We start from the raw sequence: 23427 nt of genomic DNA, 5'->3' as shown, positions 1-23427 counted from the left end.
CCAACAAGGAATATTGGTACCCCGCGACAACTAAAAGTTATTCGAGCGGCGCCTGGCTGTTCAGGCCGGGGGCCGCCACCATGCGCTGCGGCCCGACATCGACGGCGTATTGGCTGACCACCTGGCGGCTCATCTGGACGATGTTCTCGATCAACTCCAGGCCGACGCCAGCGCGCCAGGACGCAACGACGTCCAGTTGGGGCAGGGCGGTACCGGGTTCGAGCTGGATCAATTCGCCGCTGGCCAGGGGCTTGGCCACCAGCGCGGCCGGCAAGGCGCCGATGCCGAAACCGTCACGAATCAGCCGTGTCATGGCCGAGACCGAATTGACGCAACTGACCCGCGGTGCACTCACGCCCTGGGCGTACAGCAGGTTGAGCACGTCCTGATGCGGTCGCGAATGCTTGACGAAGGTGATGATGCGCTCGCTGGCCATCTCCGCCAACGACCCATAGGGTCGGGCATAGATCGACTGGCTGGCGGCGATCCAGTGCATGGGGTAGTGCCCCAGTTCCAGATTGCGCACGCTTTCGTGGCGCACCAAATCGGTCTGGAACACGATGTCCAGGTAGCCTTTCTGCAATTGTTCACAGAGGTTGCGCGCGGCATCGGCGGTGATTTCGATTTCCACGGCGGGGAAGGCTTGCATCAGCATCGACATCAATGGGCTGAGCCAGGTGTGGATCACCGTATCCATCACGCCGATGCGCACCAGGCCTTGCTGCGGGCTGCTGGTGTCCAGTGATTGCTTCAACGCCCGTTGGACGTCGAGCATCTGTTGCGCGTAGTCGAGCACCTTGAGGCCTTCGGGTGTCAGCGAGACCCCGCGCGAATCCCGCACGAACAGGCGCAGGCCCAGTTCCTCTTCCAGCGAAGCGATTCGGCTGGAGATCGCCGCCTGGGTGCTGAACATCTTTTCGGCGGTGAGGCTGAAGCTTTGCAGCCGGGCGACCCAGACGAAGGTTTCGAGGAATTTGAGGTTCATGAAGGCTCTCTGGGGGGCGTGTGGTTCTTATGATTGCAATTGTTACTCCAGATCGGGCCATCTGACGCATCAAATTTTCTTATGCCCGATCCGGCTTTTTTCCCGTTTGACGCTGCGCGGATCCGGCACCAAGAATCCGCTCCACGACGCAGCCCCACCGCGCCGATACCCCCATGACAACAATAACGAGGCGTGCGCACAGCCCCTGTGGGTTCGCTCGCGCCCATAAAAGGAGCGCGCCATGCAACATGTCACATTCCCTCGATGGACCTGCACCTCGGCGGGCACCTTGCTCGGCCTGAGCCTGATCGGCGTGCCGTGCGCGCAGGCTGATTTCATCGCCGACAGCAAAGGCAGCCTGGAGGCCCGCAACTTCTACTTCAACCGCGACTTTCGCCAGGAAGGGGCACGGGACAAGGCCGAGGAATGGGCCCAGGGCTTTCTGCTGCGGATGGAATCGGGATACACCGCCGGGACCGTGGGTTTCGGCCTCGATGCTTTGGGCATGGCCGGTTTCAAGCTGGACTCCGGCGGCGGCACGGCCGGCACCAATCTGTTGCCGGCGGATTTGTCTGGCGGTTCCCAGGATCGTTATGGCGAATTGGGCCTGACCGCCAAGGTGCGCCTGTCCAATAGCACCTTGAAAGTGGGAACGTTGCAGATCAAGGACCCGGCGGTGAGTTCCAACGACACGCGCCTGTTACCGGGAACGTTCAAGGGTGGGTTACTGAGCGTGCAGGAAATCGATCGTTTGAAGCTGACCGCTGGGCAACTCACGCAGATCAACTTTGTCGACTCCACCGACTACCAGGACATGACCGCCAACCGCATCGGTGGCAGCAGTGACAAGTTCCAGTTCGCCGGAGCGGACTATCAGTTCCTGCCGAACCTCACGGCGCAATACCGCTATAGCCAGTTGCAAGACATCTACCAGCAAAACTACCTCGGGTTCGTCCATACCCTGGACCTTGGCGCAGGCCAGTCATTCAAGAGTGACGTGCGTTATTCCCGCAGCACCGAAGACGGCAGTTTCCGCGATCTCGACAACCAGGCCTTCGGCGCCTTGTTCACCTACAGCCTGGCGGGCCATGCCGTGGGCCTGGGCTATCAGCGCATGAGCGGCGACGATCCTTTCCCCTACATCGGCCGCAGCGATCCGTACCTGGTCAACTTCGTGCAGATCGGCGACTTCGCCAACATCGACGAGCGTTCCTGGCAAGCGCGTTATGACTACAACTTCGCGGCGATTGGCGTGCCCGGGCTGACCTTCATGACTCGATACATCAGTGGCGACAACGTCCAACGCAGCGCCGCGAGCGAAGGCAAGGAATGGGAGCGCAACACGGACATTGCCTATGTGGTGCAAGACGGCAAGTTGAAGGGGCTGGGCTTGAAATGGCGCAACGCGACGGTGCGCTCGAATTTTGGCAATGACCTGGATGAAAATCGGCTGATCGTCAGCTATACGATGGCGCTGTGGTGAAGATATTCCGGTAATACCGAAGGGGGGACGGTCGAGTCGCTAACGCCATGGCGGGGATTGCTCGGCCACCAGAAGCAATGACTGCGGCACCGGGCTTTGCGGGTGCTGCGGCTCCTGCAGGCCCACCAGACGAAAACCCGCCATGTCCAAGGCATTGAGCCAACTGGACAAGGTGCGCAAGTACCACGGCATCGGCTGCCATTGGCCTTTGAACCCATCGAAGGTCTCTTCTCGCCAGCCGTCCTGATAATTACCCGCCGCCACGGTCCAGGGGTGCAACGTCTGGACCACCAGTGCACCGCCAGGGCCGAGTAAGGCGTTCATCGCGGCGAGCAGCGGGATGATGTCCTGATGCAACAGGGCGAAGTTGGCGCAGACCAGGTCGTAGCCGCTGCCGACGTCCACCTTCGCCTCTACCAGTGCTTCATAGCTTGCCAGATGCACCGGCGAGGATCCCGACGCCCGGGCCGCATCGACCAAGGTCGCGTCGCCATCCACACCTACCGCCTCGACGCCCCGTTCAACCAGCGCCCGCAACAACCAACCTTCGCCACAACCCAGATCCAGCACGCGCTCGGGCTGACGGCTCAGTACCGCCAGCAGCATGGCCTGGTCGGTGACCGTCTGACGGCTTTCGATGGCGCCGGTGCGGATGGCTTCGATCCAGGCTTGGGCATTGTGGTGCCAGCTTTGGAGGAGGGTGGTTTCGGAGAGCGACATCGATCCAGCTCCGGCAATAGGTCGAGTAAGCATAGGACAACGGCTGGCGCAGGGGCGTCGCAGGTCAAAGCGGTCGGTCAAGAAACAACAGGCGTGCCGCCAGCGCTGCCATGACCCCGGCAAAACCATAGGTGCCCAGGCGTCTTGAAATCCCACCGCTTGCCAGTTTTGCCCTGAGCTGGGCGGCGCCAACACCCAGCAGCGTATGGAAGACCAGTGCAATCAGTGCCAGCAAGGCTCCAAGGAAGATCAACTGCAGGCCCACGCCGCCGGCCTTGAGGTTGACGAACTGGGGCAGGAACACCATGAAGAACAGCAGCGCCTTGGGATTCAAGAGGCTGTTGAGAGCGCCTCGACAGAAGATTTTCCACAGCGAAGCCGCCTGGAGCTGGCTATCCTGCGTCGCTGCCGGGGTTCGCAGTGCTTGCCAGGCCAGCCACAGCAGATAACCGGCCCCGGCCAGGCGCAGCACGTCGAACGCTGGCGCCCAGCTCATGACCAGCGCGCCAATGCCAGCGCTGACCATCAGCGTCATCAGCGCGTCCGAAAAGGCAATGCCGAGGGCGGCTGCGACGCCGGCACGCCAGCCGTGGGCCAACGCATGGCTGGTGACAAAGGCCATGTTGGGCCCCGGAACGATCAGCAGAAGTACGACAGCAACCACGAACAGGTAGAGATTGGCGGTATCCGGCATGGGGAACACTCCGTGGGATGAGGCACGACAGTAAGCGAAGGGCGAGGAGGGCGTCAGTTACAGTCCGGGCTTATCTGATAGCAACAGTCGTCTCGCGATGAATCACGGTTGTCGCTAAACTGCGGCCCCGAATTCAGCAAGGAAGTCGATGGATGCGTTCGCTTGTCGGCAGTGTGCTTCTTTCCACGGCGCTGGCAGCCTCGGTCATGGCCGAGCCGCGGGCGTTTTCGGTGAATGATCGCAGCGGTCAGTACCTGATCGACGTGCTGTTCCCGGAGCCGCCGGAACATCCACATCAGCTGGCACAAGCGTTCATTACCGTGCGCGACGGCAAAACCCTCGAAGCCCTGCAGCAATTGCAGACGCCCGCCGGCAATGTGCCCGTGGACCGCAACGGTAAGGTCGATAACTGGCTACTTGGCCCCCAGAGCCTGTTGTACTTCGACGACTTCAACTTCGACGGCCGCCAGGACTTGGCGATTCGCAACGGCAATGATCCCGAGGCGAGCTACAAACCGACATTCGACGTCTACCTGCAAGACCCGCAGAAAACCCAATGGGTCCTCAACCCGGCCCTGACGAACCTGGCAAAGGAGGACAGCAAAGGCATGTTCTCCGTCAGCCCGCTGGACGGCATCCTGCTTTCGCAAACCGACCGCGACTGCTGCTGGACGCGTGCCACCCACTGGAAAATGCGTGGCGACGAGTTGGTGCTGCTCTATTCGAGCACCGAAGAGCAAATCCAGCCTACCGAGCCAGGCGAAAACACCAGCATGCCCAGCGGTTACACGCTGCGCACCACGGGTGAATTGAAAGAAGGCCAGTGGCACGAACAATCGCGCCTGGAAGGTCCGGAAAAGGAGGATCCGGTGATCCTTGCCGGCACCCTCGACGCCAAGACCCCGGTAGAGCTCTGGTATCAGGCGCAAGGCGCCGTGATCATTGGCGAAGTGCGCTATACCCAGGCGGGCAATAGCGAACCGATCAAGCTGCTGGGCATTCGGGAAGACGCTGACGATGACCTTATCAGTCTCCATGAATATGCCGGCGACGGTGGTCAAACGGGTACCTGGCGGATCTCCCGGGAAAACGTCGAACCCTATTTTTTCACCGGTACTTGGGTCAGCGATGCCAAGGGCGACGACCGCCAGCGGGCTGTCCTGCTGCATGATGAAGAACGGGAATTGGATGCCGATAAAATCGACGATGTCGACGCCGATCAGCGCAGCGGCCATTACCGGATGCGCCAGGATGCCTTGGGGCATGACGCGGATCTGGACTTGAAGATCCTCCCGGACCGCGACGCCAATGGGAAAGAAGTCGTCGAGTTCACCGTGACCACGAAGGACAGTGTGACCGAGCATCACATCGTGCCGATGGACGCCGACAACCTGATCATCGTGCGCGAGCCGCAAGCCAGCGAGAAGAACGGGCCGTATCACATTCAATTGGTGAAAGGCTTTGCGGTCATTGGTTACAACGCGGTGCCGGATTCACAGGACGGACTGGCTGGGGTGTATTTGAAGCTGCGTTGAGCACCACAGCAGCCAATCGGACAGTGAGCATCCCGGGTCCGTTACGGCAGTCACTAACGCTGCGTCCCTGTCGGTTCTACGACACTTCGAATCAGTGAAGCGAACGTTCCGATGACCTCGTCTTCGCCGTGCCGCCCCCGTACCAACGCGCCGGACAGGGCTTCTCCCGCGCCAACCAGGCCAATGCAGCATCGCTCAAGTTCGTCCGCTGACCACGTCGCATGAGGTTCGAGCACAGACATAAACATCTGCACACAGTTGTCCAGAAGCTCCTGGAAAACTGCTGCCTTCTCCTCGCTGCCTGCCAGGGCCGCGCCCACGGCATGGAATTCGTCGGTGTTATCGGCCGCGCAATGAATGTAGGCGCTGGCCAGGACCAGGGCCGTCTCCTCCAGGCTCCGCGCAGTCTTGGACATGGCGTCACGGAAAGCGGCGACCCGCTCGGTATCGATCCACTTATAGAGCTCGATCAACAGGCCCGAGCGAGTGCCGAAATGATCGTAGACCACCGGTTTGGACACGCCGGCGCGAACGGCCAGATGCCCCAAGGTCAAGCGATCCGCGTCTTCCTCGCGCACGATCAATAACGCGGTATCCAGCAACTGTCGCCGCCGTTCGGCTTTCGAAAGCCGGCGCGGAGGGGAGCTGATAGCGCTTTGCTCAGTGTTTTTCTGCACGTTTTCGTTCCTGGTTGATAAAAACCTACCAATGGTAGGTTGAAGTGTGTGATGTTGTGTTAGCTTACCTACTGAAAGTAGGTTTAAACCAGAGACAAGGAGAACACACCATGTCAATTGATCCTATCTTGCTAATGGGCGGTTCTGGCGCCATTGGCCACCACACCGCCCGGGCGCTGCGCGCCGCTCATCCCGACGTACCCCTGCTGATCGGTGGTCGCGACCTGGCCAAGGCTCAGCGCGCCGCGGAGCACATTGGCGGGGCGCAGGGCGTGGTGATTGACTCTGCCGCCGACGACCTGGGCCTCGGCGATCACCCGCTCAGCGCCGTCGTGGTCTTTTACATGGACCACGCCCTTGCCGGGTTGCGCTTTGCGCAAAAGCGCGGCGTGCCGCACCTCAGCATTTCCTCCGGTGTTTTCGAGATCGCACCGGAAATCGCGACATACATGCACAGGCCTGACGCCTCGCCCATTGTCCTGGGTTACGAATGGATGGCTGGCGCGACAACAGTGTCGACGCTGAGCATTGCCCGGGCATTCAGCCGAGTCCACGATATTCGTATCAACGCGCTGGTCGATGAGCAGGACACCGGCGGCCCGACCGTCGCCACCGACTTTGAACACCTGAACAAAATGCTGCCCGCCGCGCTGACACGACGCGACGATGTGTTCGTCTGGCGCGAAGGGGAGGAGTCCAAGGCAAGATTCCACGCGGTGGATGGGACGCAAATCGAGGCTGGGGGCTTCTCGTCCATTGATGTCGTTGGCCTGGCGGCGGCGACGGGTGCACCGAATGTCCAGTTCAACATGGCCACCGCGGTGAGCTCAAGCCGACGCCAGGGGCGGCCGATGTCTACCGAGATCATCATCGAACTCGTTGGCGATGACCTCAAGGGCGAACCGCTGCATACCCGTCATGCAGTCATCCACCCGGCAGGCGCTGCGCCCTTGACCGGCCTCAGCGTCGCTATGACTCTGGAGCGGCTGCTCGGGTTGGACGGCCAGCCACCGACTCCGCCAGGGCTTTATTTCCCTTATCAACTGTTGGACGCCAGCGCGTATCTGGAGCGTCTGAAGGAGGAGGGCGGTGAGTTACGCAAGCTGCAGGGGTAATGACCTGCGCAGTCCCGAGCCAGGCGGTCCGCGGTGGCTAGCGTTCAAGCAGCCCCCGAACCCGCCTGGCAATGGCAAGGCAAGAGGTCAACCCAGGCGATTCGATCCCGAACAGATTGATCAATCCCGGAACGTTATGCAGCCGTTCACTGCTGATGAGAAAGTCGCTGGCAGGTTCGCCAGGTGCGGAAATTTTCGGGCGAATCCCGCTGTATCCGGGTTGCAAGCTGTTGTCCGGTAAATCGGGCCAATAGCTGCGAATCGCTGAATAGAAGGCATTGGCCCGCGATGGATCGACCTGATAGTCCTCAGTCTCGACCCATTCGGTGTCCGGGCCGAAACGCACTTGGCCGCCCAGGTCCAAGGTCATGTGAACCCCGAGGCCGGCGGCCTCCGGCGCAGGGTAGATGAGATGTGTGAAGGGTGCGCGCTTGGCCAGGCTGAAGTAGCTGCCTTTGCACAGGTAATCCCGGGGTACCGTTTGTTGCGCCAAGCCCTCCATGCGCCTGGCTAATGCAGGCGCATGGAGGCCGGCCGCGTTGATCAGCAGGCGACAGGACAGCACGATCGGTGCCGTCCCTCCGACATTGAGAAGGAAACCGTCGGCGGTGACTTGGGCGCTGATCAGGGGCGAGTGGAACGCGATGGTGGTGCCCGCCGCTTCAGCATCGCCCTGCAGCGCCAACATCAACGCATGTGAGTCCACGATGCCGGTCGATGGCGAATACAACGCTGCGATGCATTCAAGCGCAGGCTCCAGCGCGAGGGCCTGATCACGATCGAGCAGGCGTAGACCCTCCACGCCATTCATCCGCCCTCGCTCGAGCGAGACTTCCAGTTGGCGAACTTGCGCTTCATCCTTGGCGACGATCAGCTTTCCAGTTTTACGTGTGCTGACACCATGGCTATCGCAGTAGGCATAAAGTAAATGCCGGCCCTCGACGCACAACTGGGCCTTCAGGCTGCCGGGCGGGTAGTAGATCCCGGCATGGATCACCTCCGAGTTACGCGAGCTTGTGCCGATACCAATCGCTTCTCCGGCTTCAATCACCAACACTTCATGACCTGCCAGGGCCATTTCCCGCGCGACGGCAAGACCGACGACACCCGCACCCACGACTACGCAATCGATATCGACACTCACCGTCATGGCTCCTTTCAATTGCATCTCTGTGCTTATTCCTTACGCAACAGCACCCTGGTCACTCGACGCTCTTCAACTTCCATCACGGTCATGCTCCATCTTTGGCAACTGAGCGTGTCGCCAACGATCGGCAAACGATCCAGCAGGCTCATCACCAAACCAGCCAGCGTTTGGTAATCCTCTGTCGCTTTCGCCTGGAAGTCGATGTGTTCGCGGACCTGACTGAGATTCAGGGCGCCGCTGACCAGGAAACCGTCTTGCTGGGGAACAATATTCGGGCCTTCGATTTCACTGGCGTCCGGCAGTTCACCTGCAATGGATTCCAGGATGTCAGTCATGGTGAGGAGGCCGACGAAATCGCCGAACTCGTTCACCACGAACGCGATGTGGGTCGACTCTTTACGCATTTGCTCCAGTGCATTGAGGATCGTGAAGCTGTCGAGCAGGTTGATGGCTTTGCGCGCCATGACTTCCAGGTTCGGCTGATTGCCCGCCAGTATTTCCTTAAGCAGCTCTTTCTTATGGACATAGCCTAGCGGCTCATCCACGCGCCCTTCGCGGATCAACGGCAAACGCGAGTAAGAAGAGTGCATCAATGCCGTACGGATTTCCTGCGCAGCGTCTGCCACGTCAAGGTGGTCAATTTGCGCACGAGGCGTCATCACGCTGCGTATCGGGCGCTCGGCCAATTGCAGCACGCCACTGATCATGACCCGTTCGCGCCGATGGAAAACTTGCTCCGGCTCATCGCCTTCCAGCATGTCGGCGATTTCCTCGCCGACTTCATCGGCCCCCAGCTTCTGACCGCCCAGCAGGCGCAACACCGCATGGGCAGTACGCTCGCGCATCGGTCGAAGACCTTGCAGGCTTTTCTTGCGACGCGAGCGCGCCAACTGGTTGAACAGCTCGATCAGGATCGAGAAGCCAATCGCGGCGTACAAGTAGCCTTTCGGGATGTGGAAGCCCAGTCCTTCAGCCGTGAGGCTGAAGCCGATCATCATCAGGAAGCCCAAGCACAGCATGATGACGGTAGGGTGGCCGTTGACGAATTTTGTCAGCGGCTTGCTCGCGATCATCATCAAGCCGATCGAGAACATCACCGCGATCATCATGACCGACAGGTGCTCTACCATCCCCACGGCCGTGATCACCGCATCCAGGGAAAAGACCGCGTCGAGCACCACAATCTGCGCAACGATAGGCCAGAACATCGCATAGGCGACATTGCCGGAACGTTGCGCCACGTGGCCCTCGAGTCGCTCATGCAACTCCATGGTCGCCTTGAACAACAGGAACACACCACCGAATAGCATGATCAGATCCCGGCCCGAAAACGTCTTGCCGAACACCTCGAACAGCGGGTTGGTCAACGTCACCATCCAGGAGATGCTGGCGAGGAGGCCAAGGCGCATCAGCAACGCCAGGGACAGGCCGATGATGCGGGCACGGTCGCGCTGCTCGGGCGGAAGTTTGTCGGCCAGGATGGCGATGAATACCAGGTTATCGATGCCGAGCACCAGCTCTAGTACGATCAACGTCAGCAGGCCCAGCCATGCCGTGGGGTCAACGATCCATTCCATGGTTTATTCGCTCCCTCGGACGATCAATGCGAGGGAAGGGGGCTGCAACGAGCGTATGCAGGCCGCTAGGGCGCAGGAGAGAAAACGGTTCTTTGAAGGGCGACTGGGAGGTTCCTGAAGGGTGTTCATACAGACCTGGCAATGATGGGGGAAGAAATCCTACAACGGTTTCCAATACTTCATACGGGACGATTTATTACAGGATCTGACAAGGGGAGATTGATGAGCACGATGCGTCGACATGTCCCCTTGGAGACATAGGCAGCTTACGTGGTGCATTCGAAGATGACGTACGGGGAGTTTGCCCTGAACGAGATATCGGAGGATCACCGCGTGGACAGAACGACAACAAAAGCGCCGATGACGGCGACGGCGGCAGCCAATCCATCAGGAATCAGCTACCAGAGCGTAGAAAACGGTTACTTTGAACAGCGTCGTCTGCAGCGTCACGCAGGGTTCTTCACTCTGCTGATTCTCGGTGTCGGTGCGGTGGTGGCGGGGCAGTATTCCGGTTGGAACCTTGGCTTGGCTCAAGGCTTCGGTGGCATGTTCTTGGCCTTGTTGATCATCGCCGTCATGTACCTGTTTCTTTGCTCGTCAATCGGCGAAATGGCGGCTGCGCTGCCGCATACCGGTGGTGCCTATTCTTTTGCTCGCACGACAATGGGCCCGTGGGGGGGATTCAGTACGGGGCTTGCGGAGAACATCGAATTCATCCTGGCCCCTGCGGGGAATATGTTTTTCATGGGGGCCTACCTGACTGCAATTTTCGGCACCGGCCCTGAATGGCAACCTGTCTGGTGGGTGGTCGGCTATGCCTGCATGCTGATGCTTTCGAACCGGGGTTTGGGGGTGTCGATGCGCGCGGTCGTGCTCATTACCATCGCGGCGGTATCCGTGCTGGTCGTGTTCTTTATTACGGCTTACCCGCATATGGATTTCACCGGCAATGCCCTGAACCTTGCCGCCGACACCACAGGCAAACCGGTCGAAGTGCAGGGCGGTAACGGACCATGGCTACCGTTCGGACTAACCGGCGTCATGCTTGCATTGCCGTTTGCCGTCTACATGTTTCTGGCCATTGAACAATTGCCACTGACTGCCGAGGAGTCGCATAACCCAACCCGGCATTTGCCGCTGGCATTGGTCTGGGGCACGGTGATTCTTGCGGTATTGGCATTGGGCGTGTTGTTTTTCAGCGCATCGATCGGCGGCGGCAGCTTCTTCATGAGTACGTCTTCGGAACCGTTGCTTGATGGCTTCCGGGAAATTTTCGGGCATACCGCAAGCAAGCTGTTGTCAGCGGTGGCAGTGCTGGGGTTGGCGGCGTCGTTCCTGGCGGGCAGCTTTGCCGCAGGACGCAATATCTACTCGCTGTCGCGTGCCGGTTACTTGCCAACCGGGCTATCGGTTACGCACCCGACCCGCAATACGCCGAATATTGCACTGGCTACCGGGGCGCTGGCTGCACTGGGTATCCTGATGCTTTGCTGGTTTACTTTCGGCAAGGATAACAACGCACTAATGGGCGGAATTCTGGTGAGTATGATCGTGTTCGCCGGAATGATTTCCTACATCTTGCAAAGCGTCGCTTACATTCGCTTGAAGCGCTCCTTCGCTAATTTGCATCGGCCTTATCGCAGCCCTTACGGAATATTCGGAGCCGTCGCGGTGATCATCATTGCAACCGCGACACTGATTTATCAGTTTCTCGATCCTCTCTATAAATGGGCGGCCCTCGCTGCTGCCTGCTGGTACCTGATCGGGATTGCCTACTTTGCTTTCTATCGTCGTCATCGCCTGGTGTTGTCACCTGAAGAAGCATTCGCCGTAAGTGGCGGTCGTGAAGGAAATCCGCAATGACTAGTGTTGAACGATTCAGAGACAAGGGCCGTCTGGCCGGAAAAGTGGCCATTGTCACCGGCGGCGCCGGTGGATGCGGCGCGGCAGCAAGCCGGTTGTTTGCGGTGGAAGGGGCCAAGGTGATCATTATCGACTTGAATGGGGAGGCCGCCGTCAACCTGGCGTCGCAGATCATTGCCGAAGGCGGTCAAGCATTGGGGCTGGGCGCCGATGTCTCGCAAGCCGTTCAGGTTCGTGAGGCTATCGCCCGAGGGCTGGCAGAATTCGGTCCGGCGGACGTGCTGTTCAACCACGCCGGCACCTTGATCGTGAAACCTTTTCTGGACGTGCAGGAGCATGAGTGGGACTGGCTCATGGCCGTGAATGTCAAGAGCATGTACTTGGTCACACAGGCGGTGCTTCCACAGATGCTTGCCAAGGGCTCGGGCAGTATCGTGTGCACTTCGTCGATCTCCGCGCAGTATGCGACTCCAGGCGAGGTCGTATACAACGCCAGCAAGGGCGCATGTCAGATGTTCGCGCGCGCCATCGCCGTCGAGTTTCGTGATCGTGGTATTCGCTGCAACGCAGTCGCCCCGGGTTTTATCCGTACCCCTCACGGCGAGCGGGAGCTGCGCGACTTGCAACTGATGGGCGTGGATGCCAGTGAAGCGGCGATCAAGTTGCAGCAAGGGCGGCTTTGCGAGCCGGAGGAGGTCGCACGGGCCGCATTGTTCTTAGCCAGCGACGATGCTTCGTTTGTAAGTGGCGCACAGCTGTTTGTGGACAACGGCTTTTCAGCGGTTTAAATCAATCGTGGCAGGAAATATGCTTGCTCTTTATCGCTGGGTTAAGGGTGCGCTCACAAGTAGGGCGCACTGGATAAAGACAAGGGGATGGCATGGCAATTTCAGTTCCGGATGGCAGAAGTGGCATGGATGCCGCGCCCGTCCTTGATGCATGGCACTGCGCGACGCCCGGCTTGGTCGCGTTACTGCAGTGTGATGGCTTTGCCCGACAGTTGGATGAGGCTTTGTGGACCGTTGTGAATTTCGACCAAAGCTGCGTGCTGTTTTACCCAGTGGACGGCTCACCAGTGTTACTGCACAACAATCTGCAAGGTATTTGCGAACCGGGAGCGATGCACAGCTATCTTAACGGTACGTATTTGCTGGATCCGGTTTATACCGCCTGCGCTCATGGCCAGGCGAGCGGACTTTATCGCATGAGCGAATTGGCCCCTGATGCTTTCTTCGAGGGTGACTACTTCAATTCCCCTGACGTGCATCCTTGTATTTCCATGCAATCGGGTACATTGGCGGAAGAAATTGTCTTCATCTCCGCATTGCCGGGCATCGGTCACCTTGCTTATTCACTGATGCGACAGAACGCTTCTCCGACGTTTTCCGCTTTGCAGTTCGAAGGTTTACAGGGCTGCCGTGCGATGGTCGATGTATTGCTGCAACGCCACTATCAAGGTGTCTGCGCTCATCACGACGACAGTGCATCGGCCTTGAAAGAGCACTTGAACAACGCTTTTTCGCGATTCGCCGCTGATCAGCTAACCCCCCGTGAACAATTGATCGTCAGCATGATCCTGCGTGGACACTCCAGCCTTTCGATTTCACTGCACCTTGGTATCGCGGAGGGCACGGTAAAAAACCATCGCAAGCACCTGTATTTCAAGCTCGGCATTTCCAGCCAATCCGAGCTGTTTCATCTGTTCGTGAATTTTGTCCTTAGCCATACCTCAAATGTTCCGTTTGCCAATGCGGGTAACGCGCTGGTGCTCCAGGAAGCTTTTGCCAACTGACGACGTTCAGTGTCGCTGTCACGTATGGAAGTTTTGGGCTGTGGCTGACAGCGGGTAGCACAGCGAGAAAGCCTGCACTGGGCGCCACCTGATCTGATCATTGACTACACATAATGTATATTATGTTAAACAAGATGTTTATAAGGTTCCTGTCCTCTCCATCCATTTCCACTAACCTCTGTCGCGTTCCACAAAACAGCCAGGCGGTACTCTGGCTCCACTCAACGTAAAGATCCCTTTGTAGATTGTCTTTCAAGCACTGCCGCTGCCTCGCGCATGAAGATCTCCACAGTCTTCGGGCCAACGCCTTCGAAGCCCAAAAGCCAGTGTCGGAACGTGGAGACGTCCATCCCACCATTGCTCAGGGCAATCAGCTGAGAATCCAATTCCCCGGACACGCGGGTCGCCAGACAATGCAGCAGCCTCGCGGTAGACTCATCGTAACGGGCATAGCCAGCTTGGCCGAGATATCTGACCAGATCGCGATGCGAGCGACGAGCCAATTTGTCAGGCGTATCCAAGCCATTTCGATCAACCAAGTTCCGGTACGCCTCAACGGCGACAGAGGAACGGATCCTTTTACCGATCAGAAAACTGGCGAGCAGCCACTTATACAACCCATGGCCGCTCGGATCCTCCATATCGATATCAAGGTCAGCAGCGGTGACAGAAATCATCCCTTGGAGCGCCTTGGGGTCGGGCTCAGATGATAGTTGTCCATTGCCCTGCTCCTCCACTCTGGATCGATAAGGGCACGCCGTTGGGGCCGTGCTCTTGGACGCCTTCAGTTTTCGGTTGCATCGTGGATCGTCCTTTATTGATATTTGGAGGGGCGCAAGGTCTCGACGTTCACTTGGCTTCATTGTTTCTGGATATAGCGCTCAGGTCATGGGCTTCTGCGACGCCAGCCACCAATGAATGACTTTGGTGCCCGTCTGATTGTTTGTCCCCCCTGCACAGATCATTCAATTCTCCTGTCTTTATGATCGGAGCGCCCGACTTGTAAGCTTCGTCTCAATCCCTATGCCCCCTACAGCATTGCGGCCATCCGTTAACCATGGCGGATCTTTGCGGTCGCACACAGGAGTTAACGATGAAGCTACAGGTCAATGGACAGGAATTAGACGTGGATGCGCCCGCCGACATGCCGCTGTTGTGGGTACTGCGTGATCTCATGCACATGACCGGCACCAAATTCGGCTGCGGGATGGCCCAATGTGGCGCCTGTACCGTGCATATCGACGGTTCGCCGCAGCGCAGTTGCGTCATGCCGCTCGGAGCCGTGACCGGCAAAAAGATCACCACGATCGAAGGTCTATCAGCAGATGTCAGCCATCCGGTACAGCGTGCCTGGGCCGAACTTGATGTAGTCCAGTGCGGTTACTGCCAGTCTGGGCAAATCATGAGCGCCGCAGCGTTGTTAGCAAGCAACCCCACCCCCACCGATGCCGATATTGATCAGGCCATGGCCGGGAATATATGCCGTTGCGGTACTTACCAGCGAATTCGCAACGCAATTCATCGCGCTGCCGAGTTAAGCAAGACCTGACGCTCTGCCCTCTCTTCCATCGGCCCTATTCCAGCCAAGGAGTTCTCTGATGAACCCCGTTCTTGTCCCCTCTCGTCGCGGTTTTCTCAAGTCTAGTGCGGTGCTCGGCAGTGGGCTGATCGTCGGCTTCTCGGTTCCCGGCGCCAAACGCCTGATGGCTCAGACCACAGACTCCGAATTCGCGCCCAATGCCTTTCTGCGGATCGCGCCGGACGACAGCATTACCATCCTGCTGGCTCACTCTGAAATGGGTCAGGGAGTCTGGACCACACTGACGATGCTCATCGCCGAAGAGCTGGATGCCGATTGGAGTCGACTCAAGGTCGAACACGCGCCAGCGGCTGCGGCGTACGCCAGCCCTCAACGAGGGGTTCAGGCCACCGTCGGTTCATCCAGCATTCGCGAAGAGTTCGAACGCTACCGTCGGGCCGGTGCAATGGCCCGCACCCTGCTGATCCAGGCAGCGGCCATTCGCCTTGGGCAAGCGCCCAGTACATTGCGTACCGAAAATGGTGTGGTCATCACCGGGAATACCCGTCTGCGTTATGGCGAATTGGCCGAACAGGCTGCCCTCCTCCCTGCACCGGACCCAGCCACCCTCACCTTGAAAGAACCGGGTGCCTGGACGCTAATCGGCAAAGGCGCCTTGCGTCTGGACTCGCCAGAGAAAATCAGCGGACGTGCGCAGTACGGCATCGACGTTCAACTCGACGGCTTGCTGTGCGCGGTGGTAGCACGTGCGCCGATGTTAGGCGGTACTGTGCGTGCATTCGATGCGACCCAGGCCCGGGCACTTCCCGGCGTGCGCAACGTGGTTCAGGTCCCCAGCGGTATCGCGGTGATCGCTGATCACTACTGGGCGGCCAAGAGGGGTTGCGATGTGCTGCAGGTGGAATGGGAAGCAGCGAGCGGTGCCGTCATCCTCGACAGCGATCGGCAACGCGAGGATTTCGTCAAGCTGACCCATACCCCCGGACTGGTCGCGACACAGAACGGTGACTTCGAGAAAGCCCGAGAGGCCGCGCATAAAGTGGTCGAGATGCAGTATTTCGTGCCCTACCTCGCACACGCCGCCATGGAGCCGCTGAACTGCACGGTGAGGCTCGGTGCCGACAGCTGCGACATCTGGGTGGGTAGCCAGATGCAAACCTTCAATCAACGAACTGCCGCAAAAATCACCGGCCTGGCCCCGGAGCAGATACGCATCCACACCACCTTCCTGGGCGGTGGTTTCGGTAGACGCGCCGTGCAGGATTTCGTGGCGGAGGCCGTGCAGGTCGCCAAGGCCGCGGGAGTACCGGTGAAAACGCTCTGGAGCCGCGAAAATGATATGCAGGGCGGCTATTACCGCGCAGCCTTCGCGCAACGTCTCAGGGTTGGCCTGGGTCGTGACGGCCGACCGCTGTCCTGGTCGCAGACCAGTGCCGGACAGTCGATCTTCCCCAATGCCGAGGGCATTCACCCGACATCGATCGAAGGTATGAGCGACTCGCCCTATATCAAGCACACACCCGCCTATCGAGTCGAAGCGCACTCGCCCCGCTCCAACGTTCCCGTGTGGTACTGGCGCTCGGTTGGACACAGCCATAATGCGTTTGTCATGGAAAGCGCGGTTGATGAACTGGCGCACGCAGCCGGCCAGGATCCATTGGCTTATCGACGTCTGCTGCTCAAGACTGAACCCCGTCACCTGGGGGTGCTGAACCTCGCCGCCGAGCGCTTTGGCTGGGGACGTAAAGCAGCGGCTGGTCGAGGCCAGGGTATTGCCGTGCATCAGTCCTTCGGAAGTTTCTGCGCTCAGGCGGTGGAGATATCCATTGAGCGTGACGAGATCCGTGTCCACCGTGTGGTCTGTGCGATCGACTGCGGAATCCCGGTCAACCCGGACAACATCAAGGCGCAGATGGAAGGCGCTATCGTCTTCGGACTGAGCGCGGCGCTGTTCGGGCAGATAAGTATCAAGGAGGGGCGCGTCCAGCAGTCCAACTTCCACGATTATCGGGTACTGCGCATGAATGAGATGCCGCGGATCGAGGTGCATGTCCTCCCCAGCACCGAGGGCCCCGGCGGAGTGGGCGAACCTGCGACGCCCCCAGTGGCACCGGCGGTGGCCAACGCGCTGTTCGCCCTGACGGGCCAGCGCTTGCGCGAGTTGCCGTTACGCCTCTCAAGCCGTGCATAAAGCAGAATCTGGAAGGTGCATATGTCAGGTATGAGCGACTTGTTGGCAGCGATCACCACTGCCGAACGCAATGGTGATGACTCGGTACTGGCCAGTGTGGTCAAGGTCGAAGGTTCTGCGTATCGACGTCCCGGTGCGCGGATGCTGATTCCTGTGTTCGGTGGGACGGTCGGCACCGTCAGTGGTGGTTGCCTGGAAGCTGAATTGGCCAAGAAGGCCTGGTGGTTCACTGAAGCAGGAGCTCCCGTGGTACGTCGCTACAGTACCAATGCCGACGACACTGAAGATGACCCGGACCGCTCGCTGACCTTCGGGTTGGGTTGCAACGGGACTGTTCATGTGATGCTCGAACGCCTTGTCGCTGGTAAACCATCGGCGGTGGTCGACTTGCTGCACTGCGTCAGACAGAGCCATTCACCGGCAGCCATGGCGACCGTCATTTCGAGTTATCGCAATGCCTTGGTGCGAGTCGGAGAGCGGATCATTCTGAATCCCTCCGGGCAGTACATTGGTGGGTTCAGAAATCCGCGACTGCAGGCGAATGTGTGCAGCGACTTGGCCGACGTCCTGTCACTGCGTAAATCCGGATGGAGGTTCTATGCCGATCAACACGGAGCGACCGAGGTTTTCCTCGAATACCTGCCGCCCCCCACCCGGCTGGTAATATTTGGTGCCGGACATGACGCCCACCCCCTGGTACAGATGGCCAAGCTACTGGACTGGCATGTGACAGTGGTCGATGGCCGAGCCCATTTCGCCCGCACGGAGCGTTTTCCCTTGGCCGACCAGGTGACAGTCGCAGATCAGGCCACAGTCACCAGGCAGATCGGGTCACTGCAAGGCGCGGCGGTGGTAGTGATGACTCACAGCTATGTGCAGGATCGACAATGGCTGGACATAGCCCTGACATCGGCCGCGGCCTATATCGGCCAGCTCGGGCCGCGGGAGCGGACCGAACGTCTGTTGGATGACCTCAATCGACGGCCAGCAGAACTTCCGGCACTTGACCGCCTTCACTATCCGATGGGGCTGGACACTGGCGGGGATTCGCCCGAAACCGTGGCCATGGCGATTCTAGCGGAGATCACCGCGGTGCTGAACCATCGACAAGGCGGTCGGTTGAAGCATCGCGGCACACCGATCCATCCAACCGAAGCCGCTATCTATCAGGCGCTGACACCTGCCTCGGAGCACCTGACGGACCAGCGATAAGCAGGCCCTGCTCTTCTCAGGTCAAGGGCCCGAAGCGCTGGGCATATAACCCGCTCACCCACTCGACAAAAACCTTCAGCCTGGGGGAAAGCTGGCGATGATAGGGATACAGTACCGAGACCGGCAATCCGGCGCTGGGCCAGTTGCCCAGGACCTCCACCAACTGCCCTGTTGCCAGGTACTGCTCCACGCGAAACCGCGGAACTTGGATCAGGCCACAACCGCTGAGTGCACAGCTCCTGTAGCACTCAGCATCATTCACCGATATCCAGCTGCCCAGCTCCTGATCGACCACCTGGCCGTCGATGAGAAAACTGAAGGGATAACGAATGTCGTGATTACTGGCAAAAAAACCCACCGCCTGATGTTCGCCTAGCTGCTCGGGGGATGTCGGTGTGCCGTGCTCCGCCAGATAGCCGGGACTGGCACAAACGACCTCTGGCATCAACGCCAAGCGCTTGGCGACCAGTGAAGAGTCGCGAGGGTTACCCGCACGTACCACGCAATCGACGCCTTCGCTCACCAAGTCCACCAGCCGATCACCACTACTGATCGCCAGGTTGATTTCGGGATAGCGCCGACGGAAGTCTTGGATGTTGGGCAAGATGATCTGGGTCGCATGCGAGCCGTGCAGATCCAGGCGCAACGTGCCACGTGGATTTGCCAGTACCGTGCTGAGCGAAGACTCGGCATCTTCCAGATCCCCAAGGATACGCTTGCAACGCTCATAGAATGCCTGGCCGTCCAGCGTTGGCCGAACCTGCCGCGTCGTGCGCTCGAGCAGGCGTGCACCGAGCTGTCGTTCCAGTTCCTTGATGGCCAGGGTAGCAGTGGCTCGTGGAATGTTCAGGGCATTGGCGGCACGGGTGAAGCTGCCCTGCTCGATGATACGGATGAAGAGTTGCAAGGCGTCGAATTTGTCCACCGTGGAGCGCCCTATTGTTGGCAAGGGGTAAATAGTCTTACCAGTTATTCCGCATTTATCCATCCCCTGGAAGCAATCAGAATTACTTTCGTGGCTCCGGTGGTTTCGCCCGAGGCGTGCCATGGCGGCACATATGTCGTTTCGAATCCGTCTTGTGAGAGGCAGCGATGAAGGCCAACCATTATCAAATCAGTATCCAGTCATTGGATGAGCAGAGCGAGGGCGCCCCCCCTGCCCTGCAGTTCGAATTCGTCAACCATGACGACGTGTTGCATATCGTTGAGCTGGTCCAGGCTGGTCTGAGCTATGCACCTGCCTCGACCGCCGCGCTGGTAATCGGGGTGAAACTGTTCAGCGCGGTGATGCTGGCAAACCGTTACGATCCGTTGTTCGCGGATATCGACCCGGCCATGCGCACGTTCATTCGCAAGTTCAAGCAGCGAGTGTCAGCGGTTGGTCCGACGTCTGGAGCGACGCAGTCATGAAGCGTTTTCTAGCGGAACAAGGCAGGCATCTACGTCGGCTGGGCGGAACGATACTTTCCCCCGTCACAGCCTTTTTGTTCCTGGCCAGCCCGGTCTCTTCGGCGATCGAACCCTACAGGGGTATCGCTTACGACGAACGCGTGGATCCGTCGCTGCACAAACGCAAATCCACAGGCGTCAGTACGCAAGCGATCGCCGAGGCCACCACCCATCTGCTGGATGGCTTGAGTGCGACACAGAGACAGCAGGCGAGCTTCGCGGTGGACAGTGAACAATGGCGGGTATGGAGCAACTTCCACCGCTCCAATGAGCGCCTTGGCCTACGCCTGGGGGATCTGTCTGCGACCAGCCGCGCCGATGTCTTTGAGTTGCTGCGCCAGTCGCTCAGCGCCAAGGGACTGAAACTCAGCGAGGACATCATCAAGTTGAACCACGTGCTGGGCGTCATCACTGGCGACACCCGCAGTTTCAACGAGGACGAGTATTACTTGGCGCTGTTCGGCCGTCCTTCGGATAACGAACCCTGGGGGTTTCAGTTCGAAGGACACCATCTGGTCATCAACTACTTCATTCTCGGCGATCAAGTGGTGATGAGTCCGACTTTCTGGGGCTCAGAGCCCATGTACAGTCCGCCTGACGCGGCACTACCGCCACGTTACCAAGGATTGTCCGTGCTACAGGTTGAACGTAGCGGGGCCATGGACTTTCTCGCCTCTCTGAACCCGGAGCAGGCCAAGAAGGCCCGCCTGCGCGGTTGGCAGTCGTTCATCTCGGGAGCGGGCAACGACAATGCCAAGGTTCCACAAGAAGGCATACGCGGCAATGAGTTGCAGGGCAGCCAGCGCCAGGCGCTGGCCGCCTTGATCGAAAACTTTGTCGGCAATTTGCGTGAAGGCCACGCGGACATTGCCATGGATGAGGTCCGGGCGCATCTCGACGACACATGGTTTGTCGCCCGGGAGCGCGATGATGGTCGAATCTACTATCGGATTTTCAGCCCTGTGATTCTCATCGAGTTCGACGAGATCCACGGCACATTCACCGATCATCAGCATGTACATGCGGTAGTGCGCACACCCAATGGCAACGACTACGGCCAGAGTCTGTTGCGCCAGCACCTGGAGCAGCATCCGCACTGAAAGAGGTCACTTTCCAAGGGCAGTCGATGCCCGTTGCCTAGCCGTTTGTCGCGAAATATCACATACAGCTCAACGGGCACAGATTGATAAGAAATAGTTGGAAACCTGCCGGTCCGGGGACTTTCCCAGGTGCGCGAAATACTCAAAAATCTGCGCATATCCGGCCTGAACGGTTTATGGCACATGGAGTTTCCGATGGAGTCGTCCCCCCACATCATTGTTGTCGACGACCATCGCGATATCCGCGATCTGGTCGGCAAGTACCTCGGGCAACATGGTTACCGGATCAGCATGGCTGAAAGTTCGACGGCGCTGCGAAGGTTGATGGAACGCAGTTCACCGGACCTGATTATTCTCGACGTCATGATGCCTGGAGAAGACGGGTTGACCGTCTGCCGCCAACTGCGTAGCAGCACCGACATCCCGATCATCTTCCTCACCGCGATGACAGAAGAGCTGGACCGAATCATCGGTTTGGAACTGGGAGCGGACGATTACCTCTCCAAGCCCTTCAACCCTAGAGAGTTGCTGGCACGAATCAAAGCCGTTCTGCGCAGGGTCAACAGCCTGCCTCCGCAGCGCGGTATCTCCAAGTCGAAGGTGCTGCGCTTCGATCATTGGGTGCTCAATGTTGGCCGCCGGGAGTTGCTCGGCGCCGACGGTGTCGCCATTCCTTTAAGCACCGCAGAGTTTCGGCTGCTGAATGTGTTCCTCGATCACTCGGGCATTGTGCTCAGTCGCGACCAGTTGCTGGATCTGACTGTTGGCCGTACCTCGGACTACTTTGACCGAAGCATCGATAACCAGGTCAGCCGTTTGCGCAAGAAAATCGAAGTCGATCCGCGCAACCCGGCCTTGATTAAAACACACTGGGGCGGAGGCTACAGCTTCACGGCCCAGATCGAGCGGGCATGATGGGTATCTGGCAACGCAGCCTCGCTGCGCGTTTCATCCTGTTGTTATTGCTGGCCCTGGCGCTGTCCCAGGGCGCGGGTTTCCTGATCTCCTGGGATGAGCGTGGGCAGGCACTGCGTAGTGCTATCAAAAGCGAATTTTTCAGCCGCACCGCCTCACTGACACTCCTGCTGGAGAGCACTCCGTCGGCGTTACACAGCGATATTCTGAATGTCAGCGGGACCAACTACAGCCGGTTCTGGGTCTCGACCGAAGCCCCCAGGGACGCCTCGTCTTGGTGGCAGGACGCACGTGCGCAATTGCTCAAGCCATTACCCAACCGCACGGCGCCGCCAGGGGATGCCGATGAACAGGAGGCATTAACAAAACTGACCGCAGTGCCTTCCGAGGGGATCGAGTCCGGCTCGATCTGGAGCCAACTGCCCTCCACCTCCTGGCCGCTTTCCCGCCCTACCTTGTACCTGCCCCTGGAGACCGCGAACGGATCAGGGCTGGCCGTACGGCTCGCCGACGAAGTCTGGCTGAATGCGGTGTATGCCAAATCGATACGCAATTCACCGCTGACCCTGCAATCGTTGTTGTCATTGGCGATCACCGCACTTGCACTTTCCCTGATCGCGATTGTGGTCGCGCGGGGCATTACCCGTCCGATGCGACACCTGGCGGCGGCGGCCGAGCTGTTGGGACGCGGCGAATCAGTTCCGTATCTGCCGGAGTCGGGCCCCGATGATATCCGGCAAACGGTAGAAGCCTTTAACCGCATGCAGGCACGTATCCAACGCTTCGTTGACGACCGGACCCGGATGCTGGCGGCCATCGGTCACGATTTGCGCACACCGATCACATCACTGCGCTTGCGCGCGGAGTTCGTCACCGACCCCGAGGTCCAGGAGAAAATGCTCGCGACCATCGAGGAGATCCGCAGCATGACCGAGGCTGCCATCGCCTATGCACGTGAAGAAGCGACGGTTGAGGCGACCCGTGCGGTAGATGTTTCGGCGCTGGTTGAAAGCCTGTGTGATGACCTTGCGGAGCTGGGTATGCGGGTCAGCTATATGGGCGGTCCGAAGATCATCTACCGCTGCCGACCCGACGCACTGCGCAGAGCGATGCGTAACCTCATCGAAAATGCCGTCAGGTATGGCGAACAGGCTCGGGTCAGTATCCACCACGCCATGGAAGGTATCGACATCATCATCGAGGACGACGGGCCCGGTATCCCAAACCATGCCCGGGAACAGGTGTTCGCCCCGTTCTTCCGGCTGGAGGATTCCCGCAGTCGCGATACGGGAGGTATTGGCCTGGGCCTGTCCATCGCCCGGGCCATAGTGCGTCACCATGGAGGTGATATCAGCTTGAACAATCTGGATGTGGGCATGCGTGCCCTGATCAATCTTCCACTGACCCGTTAACCCCCTTTTTCTTTGCTCGA

General features: G+C 59.1%; 21 protein-coding genes. 13 read left to right on the top strand and 8 right to left on the bottom strand.

The genetic code is table 11. The features are described from left to right. Positions 1-37 precede the first annotated feature (37 nt). Entirely contained in the window at positions 38-985 is a 948-nt protein-coding gene (locus tag AB7M32_RS18815) for a LysR family transcriptional regulator (protein WP_454250921.1), read from the bottom strand. A gap of 241 nt (positions 986-1226) precedes the next feature. Between AB7M32_RS18815 and AB7M32_RS18810 the strand changes: the two genes are divergently transcribed. After that, on the top strand, positions 1227-2468 hold the full coding sequence (locus tag AB7M32_RS18810) for an OprD family porin (protein ID WP_454250920.1): 1242 nt from the start codon (positions 1227-1229) through the stop codon (positions 2466-2468). Between the two features lie 39 nt (positions 2469-2507). On the opposite strand, the gene AB7M32_RS18805 is transcribed toward AB7M32_RS18810, so the two are convergent. After that, on the bottom strand, positions 2508-3188 hold the full coding sequence (locus tag AB7M32_RS18805; protein WP_454250919.1) for a class I SAM-dependent methyltransferase: 681 nt from the start codon (positions 3186-3188) through the stop codon (positions 2508-2510). A 64-nt stretch (positions 3189-3252) separates the two neighbouring features. Further along, complete coding sequence (locus AB7M32_RS18800; protein WP_060742303.1) at positions 3253-3882, bottom strand: LysE family translocator; 630 nt, start codon at positions 3880-3882, stop codon at positions 3253-3255. Between the two features lie 152 nt (positions 3883-4034). Between AB7M32_RS18800 and AB7M32_RS18795 the strand changes: the two genes are divergently transcribed. Beyond that, positions 4035-5417, top strand: a complete 1383-nt coding sequence (locus AB7M32_RS18795) for an XAC2610-related protein (RefSeq protein WP_454250918.1) — start codon at positions 4035-4037, stop codon at positions 5415-5417. 53 nt (positions 5418-5470) lie between these two features. On the opposite strand, the gene AB7M32_RS18790 is transcribed toward AB7M32_RS18795, so the two are convergent. Next, a complete protein-coding gene (locus AB7M32_RS18790; RefSeq protein ID WP_454250917.1) occupies positions 5471-6094 on the bottom strand; it encodes a TetR/AcrR family transcriptional regulator in 624 nt (207 codons plus the stop codon). Positions 6095-6204: 110 nt separating this feature from the next. On the opposite strand from AB7M32_RS18790, the gene AB7M32_RS18785 reads away from it, so the two are divergent. Beyond that, positions 6205-7209 carry an NAD(P)-dependent oxidoreductase gene (locus tag AB7M32_RS18785; protein ID WP_454250916.1) on the top strand — a complete coding sequence of 335 codons (1005 nt, stop codon included), beginning with the start codon at positions 6205-6207 and terminating at the stop codon, positions 7207-7209. A gap of 37 nt (positions 7210-7246) precedes the next feature. Here the strand turns inward: AB7M32_RS18785 and AB7M32_RS18780 are convergent, their stop codons facing one another. Both AB7M32_RS18780 and AB7M32_RS18775 read right to left on the bottom strand, forming a co-directional pair. Continuing rightward, positions 7247-8353, bottom strand: coding sequence for an NAD(P)/FAD-dependent oxidoreductase (locus tag AB7M32_RS18780; protein ID WP_454252167.1), 1107 nt, complete (start codon positions 8351-8353; stop codon positions 7247-7249). Between the two features lie 32 nt (positions 8354-8385). Further along, complete coding sequence (locus tag AB7M32_RS18775; RefSeq protein ID WP_454250915.1) at positions 8386-9933, bottom strand: TerC family protein; 1548 nt, start codon at positions 9931-9933, stop codon at positions 8386-8388. 333 nt (positions 9934-10266) lie between these two features. Between AB7M32_RS18775 and AB7M32_RS18770 the strand changes: the two genes are divergently transcribed. The 3 genes from AB7M32_RS18770 (at position 10267) to AB7M32_RS18760 (ending at position 13588) form a co-directional block, all read left to right on the top strand. Further along, on the top strand, positions 10267-11796 hold the full coding sequence (locus AB7M32_RS18770; RefSeq protein WP_454250914.1) for an amino acid permease: 1530 nt from the start codon (positions 10267-10269) through the stop codon (positions 11794-11796). Further along, positions 11793-12584: an SDR family NAD(P)-dependent oxidoreductase gene (locus tag AB7M32_RS18765; RefSeq protein WP_454250913.1), complete on the top strand. Its 792-nt coding sequence runs from the start codon at positions 11793-11795 to the stop codon at positions 12582-12584. The genes AB7M32_RS18770 and AB7M32_RS18765 overlap by 4 nt, the downstream gene beginning before the upstream one ends. 92 nt (positions 12585-12676) lie before the next feature. Then, on the top strand, positions 12677-13588 hold the full coding sequence (locus AB7M32_RS18760) for a helix-turn-helix domain-containing protein (RefSeq protein WP_454250912.1): 912 nt from the start codon (positions 12677-12679) through the stop codon (positions 13586-13588). A 221-nt stretch (positions 13589-13809) separates the two neighbouring features. On the opposite strand, the gene AB7M32_RS18755 is transcribed toward AB7M32_RS18760, so the two are convergent. After that, on the bottom strand, positions 13810-14265 hold the full coding sequence (locus tag AB7M32_RS18755) for a DNA methylase (protein ID WP_454250911.1): 456 nt from the start codon (positions 14263-14265) through the stop codon (positions 13810-13812). 416 nt (positions 14266-14681) lie between these two features. Between AB7M32_RS18755 and AB7M32_RS18750 the strand changes: the two genes are divergently transcribed. The 3 genes from AB7M32_RS18750 to AB7M32_RS18740 are packed head-to-tail and all read left to right on the top strand — an operon-like array spanning position 14682 to position 18531. Then, positions 14682-15137 (top strand): (2Fe-2S)-binding protein, encoded by a 456-nt coding sequence (locus AB7M32_RS18750; protein ID WP_454250910.1) that lies wholly within the window; start codon positions 14682-14684, stop codon positions 15135-15137. Positions 15138-15186: 49 nt separating this feature from the next. Then, positions 15187-17319 (top strand): molybdopterin cofactor-binding domain-containing protein, encoded by a 2133-nt coding sequence (locus tag AB7M32_RS18745; RefSeq protein WP_454250909.1) that lies wholly within the window; start codon positions 15187-15189, stop codon positions 17317-17319. Between the two features lie 21 nt (positions 17320-17340). Further along, positions 17341-18531: an XdhC family protein gene (locus AB7M32_RS18740; protein WP_454250908.1), complete on the top strand. Its 1191-nt coding sequence runs from the start codon at positions 17341-17343 to the stop codon at positions 18529-18531. Between the two features lie 16 nt (positions 18532-18547). Here the strand turns inward: AB7M32_RS18740 and AB7M32_RS18735 are convergent, their stop codons facing one another. Further along, positions 18548-19456, bottom strand: coding sequence for a LysR family transcriptional regulator (locus AB7M32_RS18735; RefSeq protein WP_454250907.1), 909 nt, complete (start codon positions 19454-19456; stop codon positions 18548-18550). A gap of 167 nt (positions 19457-19623) precedes the next feature. On the opposite strand from AB7M32_RS18735, the gene AB7M32_RS18730 reads away from it, so the two are divergent. The 4 genes from AB7M32_RS18730 (at position 19624) to AB7M32_RS18715 (ending at position 23407) form a co-directional block, all read left to right on the top strand. Continuing rightward, on the top strand, positions 19624-19941 hold the full coding sequence (locus AB7M32_RS18730) for a DUF3861 domain-containing protein (RefSeq protein ID WP_454250906.1): 318 nt from the start codon (positions 19624-19626) through the stop codon (positions 19939-19941). Further along, the gene (locus AB7M32_RS18725; protein ID WP_454250905.1) at positions 19938-21080 is read left to right on the top strand and encodes a DUF3500 domain-containing protein; all 1143 of its coding nucleotides are present in this window, start codon (positions 19938-19940) and stop codon (positions 21078-21080) included. The genes AB7M32_RS18730 and AB7M32_RS18725 overlap by 4 nt, the downstream gene beginning before the upstream one ends. A gap of 195 nt (positions 21081-21275) precedes the next feature. Continuing rightward, complete coding sequence (locus AB7M32_RS18720) at positions 21276-21995, top strand: response regulator (RefSeq protein WP_454252166.1); 720 nt, start codon at positions 21276-21278, stop codon at positions 21993-21995. Continuing rightward, a complete protein-coding gene (locus AB7M32_RS18715) occupies positions 21992-23407 on the top strand; it encodes an ATP-binding protein (RefSeq protein WP_454250904.1) in 1416 nt (471 codons plus the stop codon). Before AB7M32_RS18720 ends, AB7M32_RS18715 begins: the two co-directional genes overlap by 4 nt. Positions 23408-23427: the final 20 nt, after the last annotated feature.

The organism is Pseudomonas sp. R151218B TE3479 (genome assembly GCF_053629195.1).
This window is presented reverse-complemented; position numbering and strand designations above follow the sequence as displayed.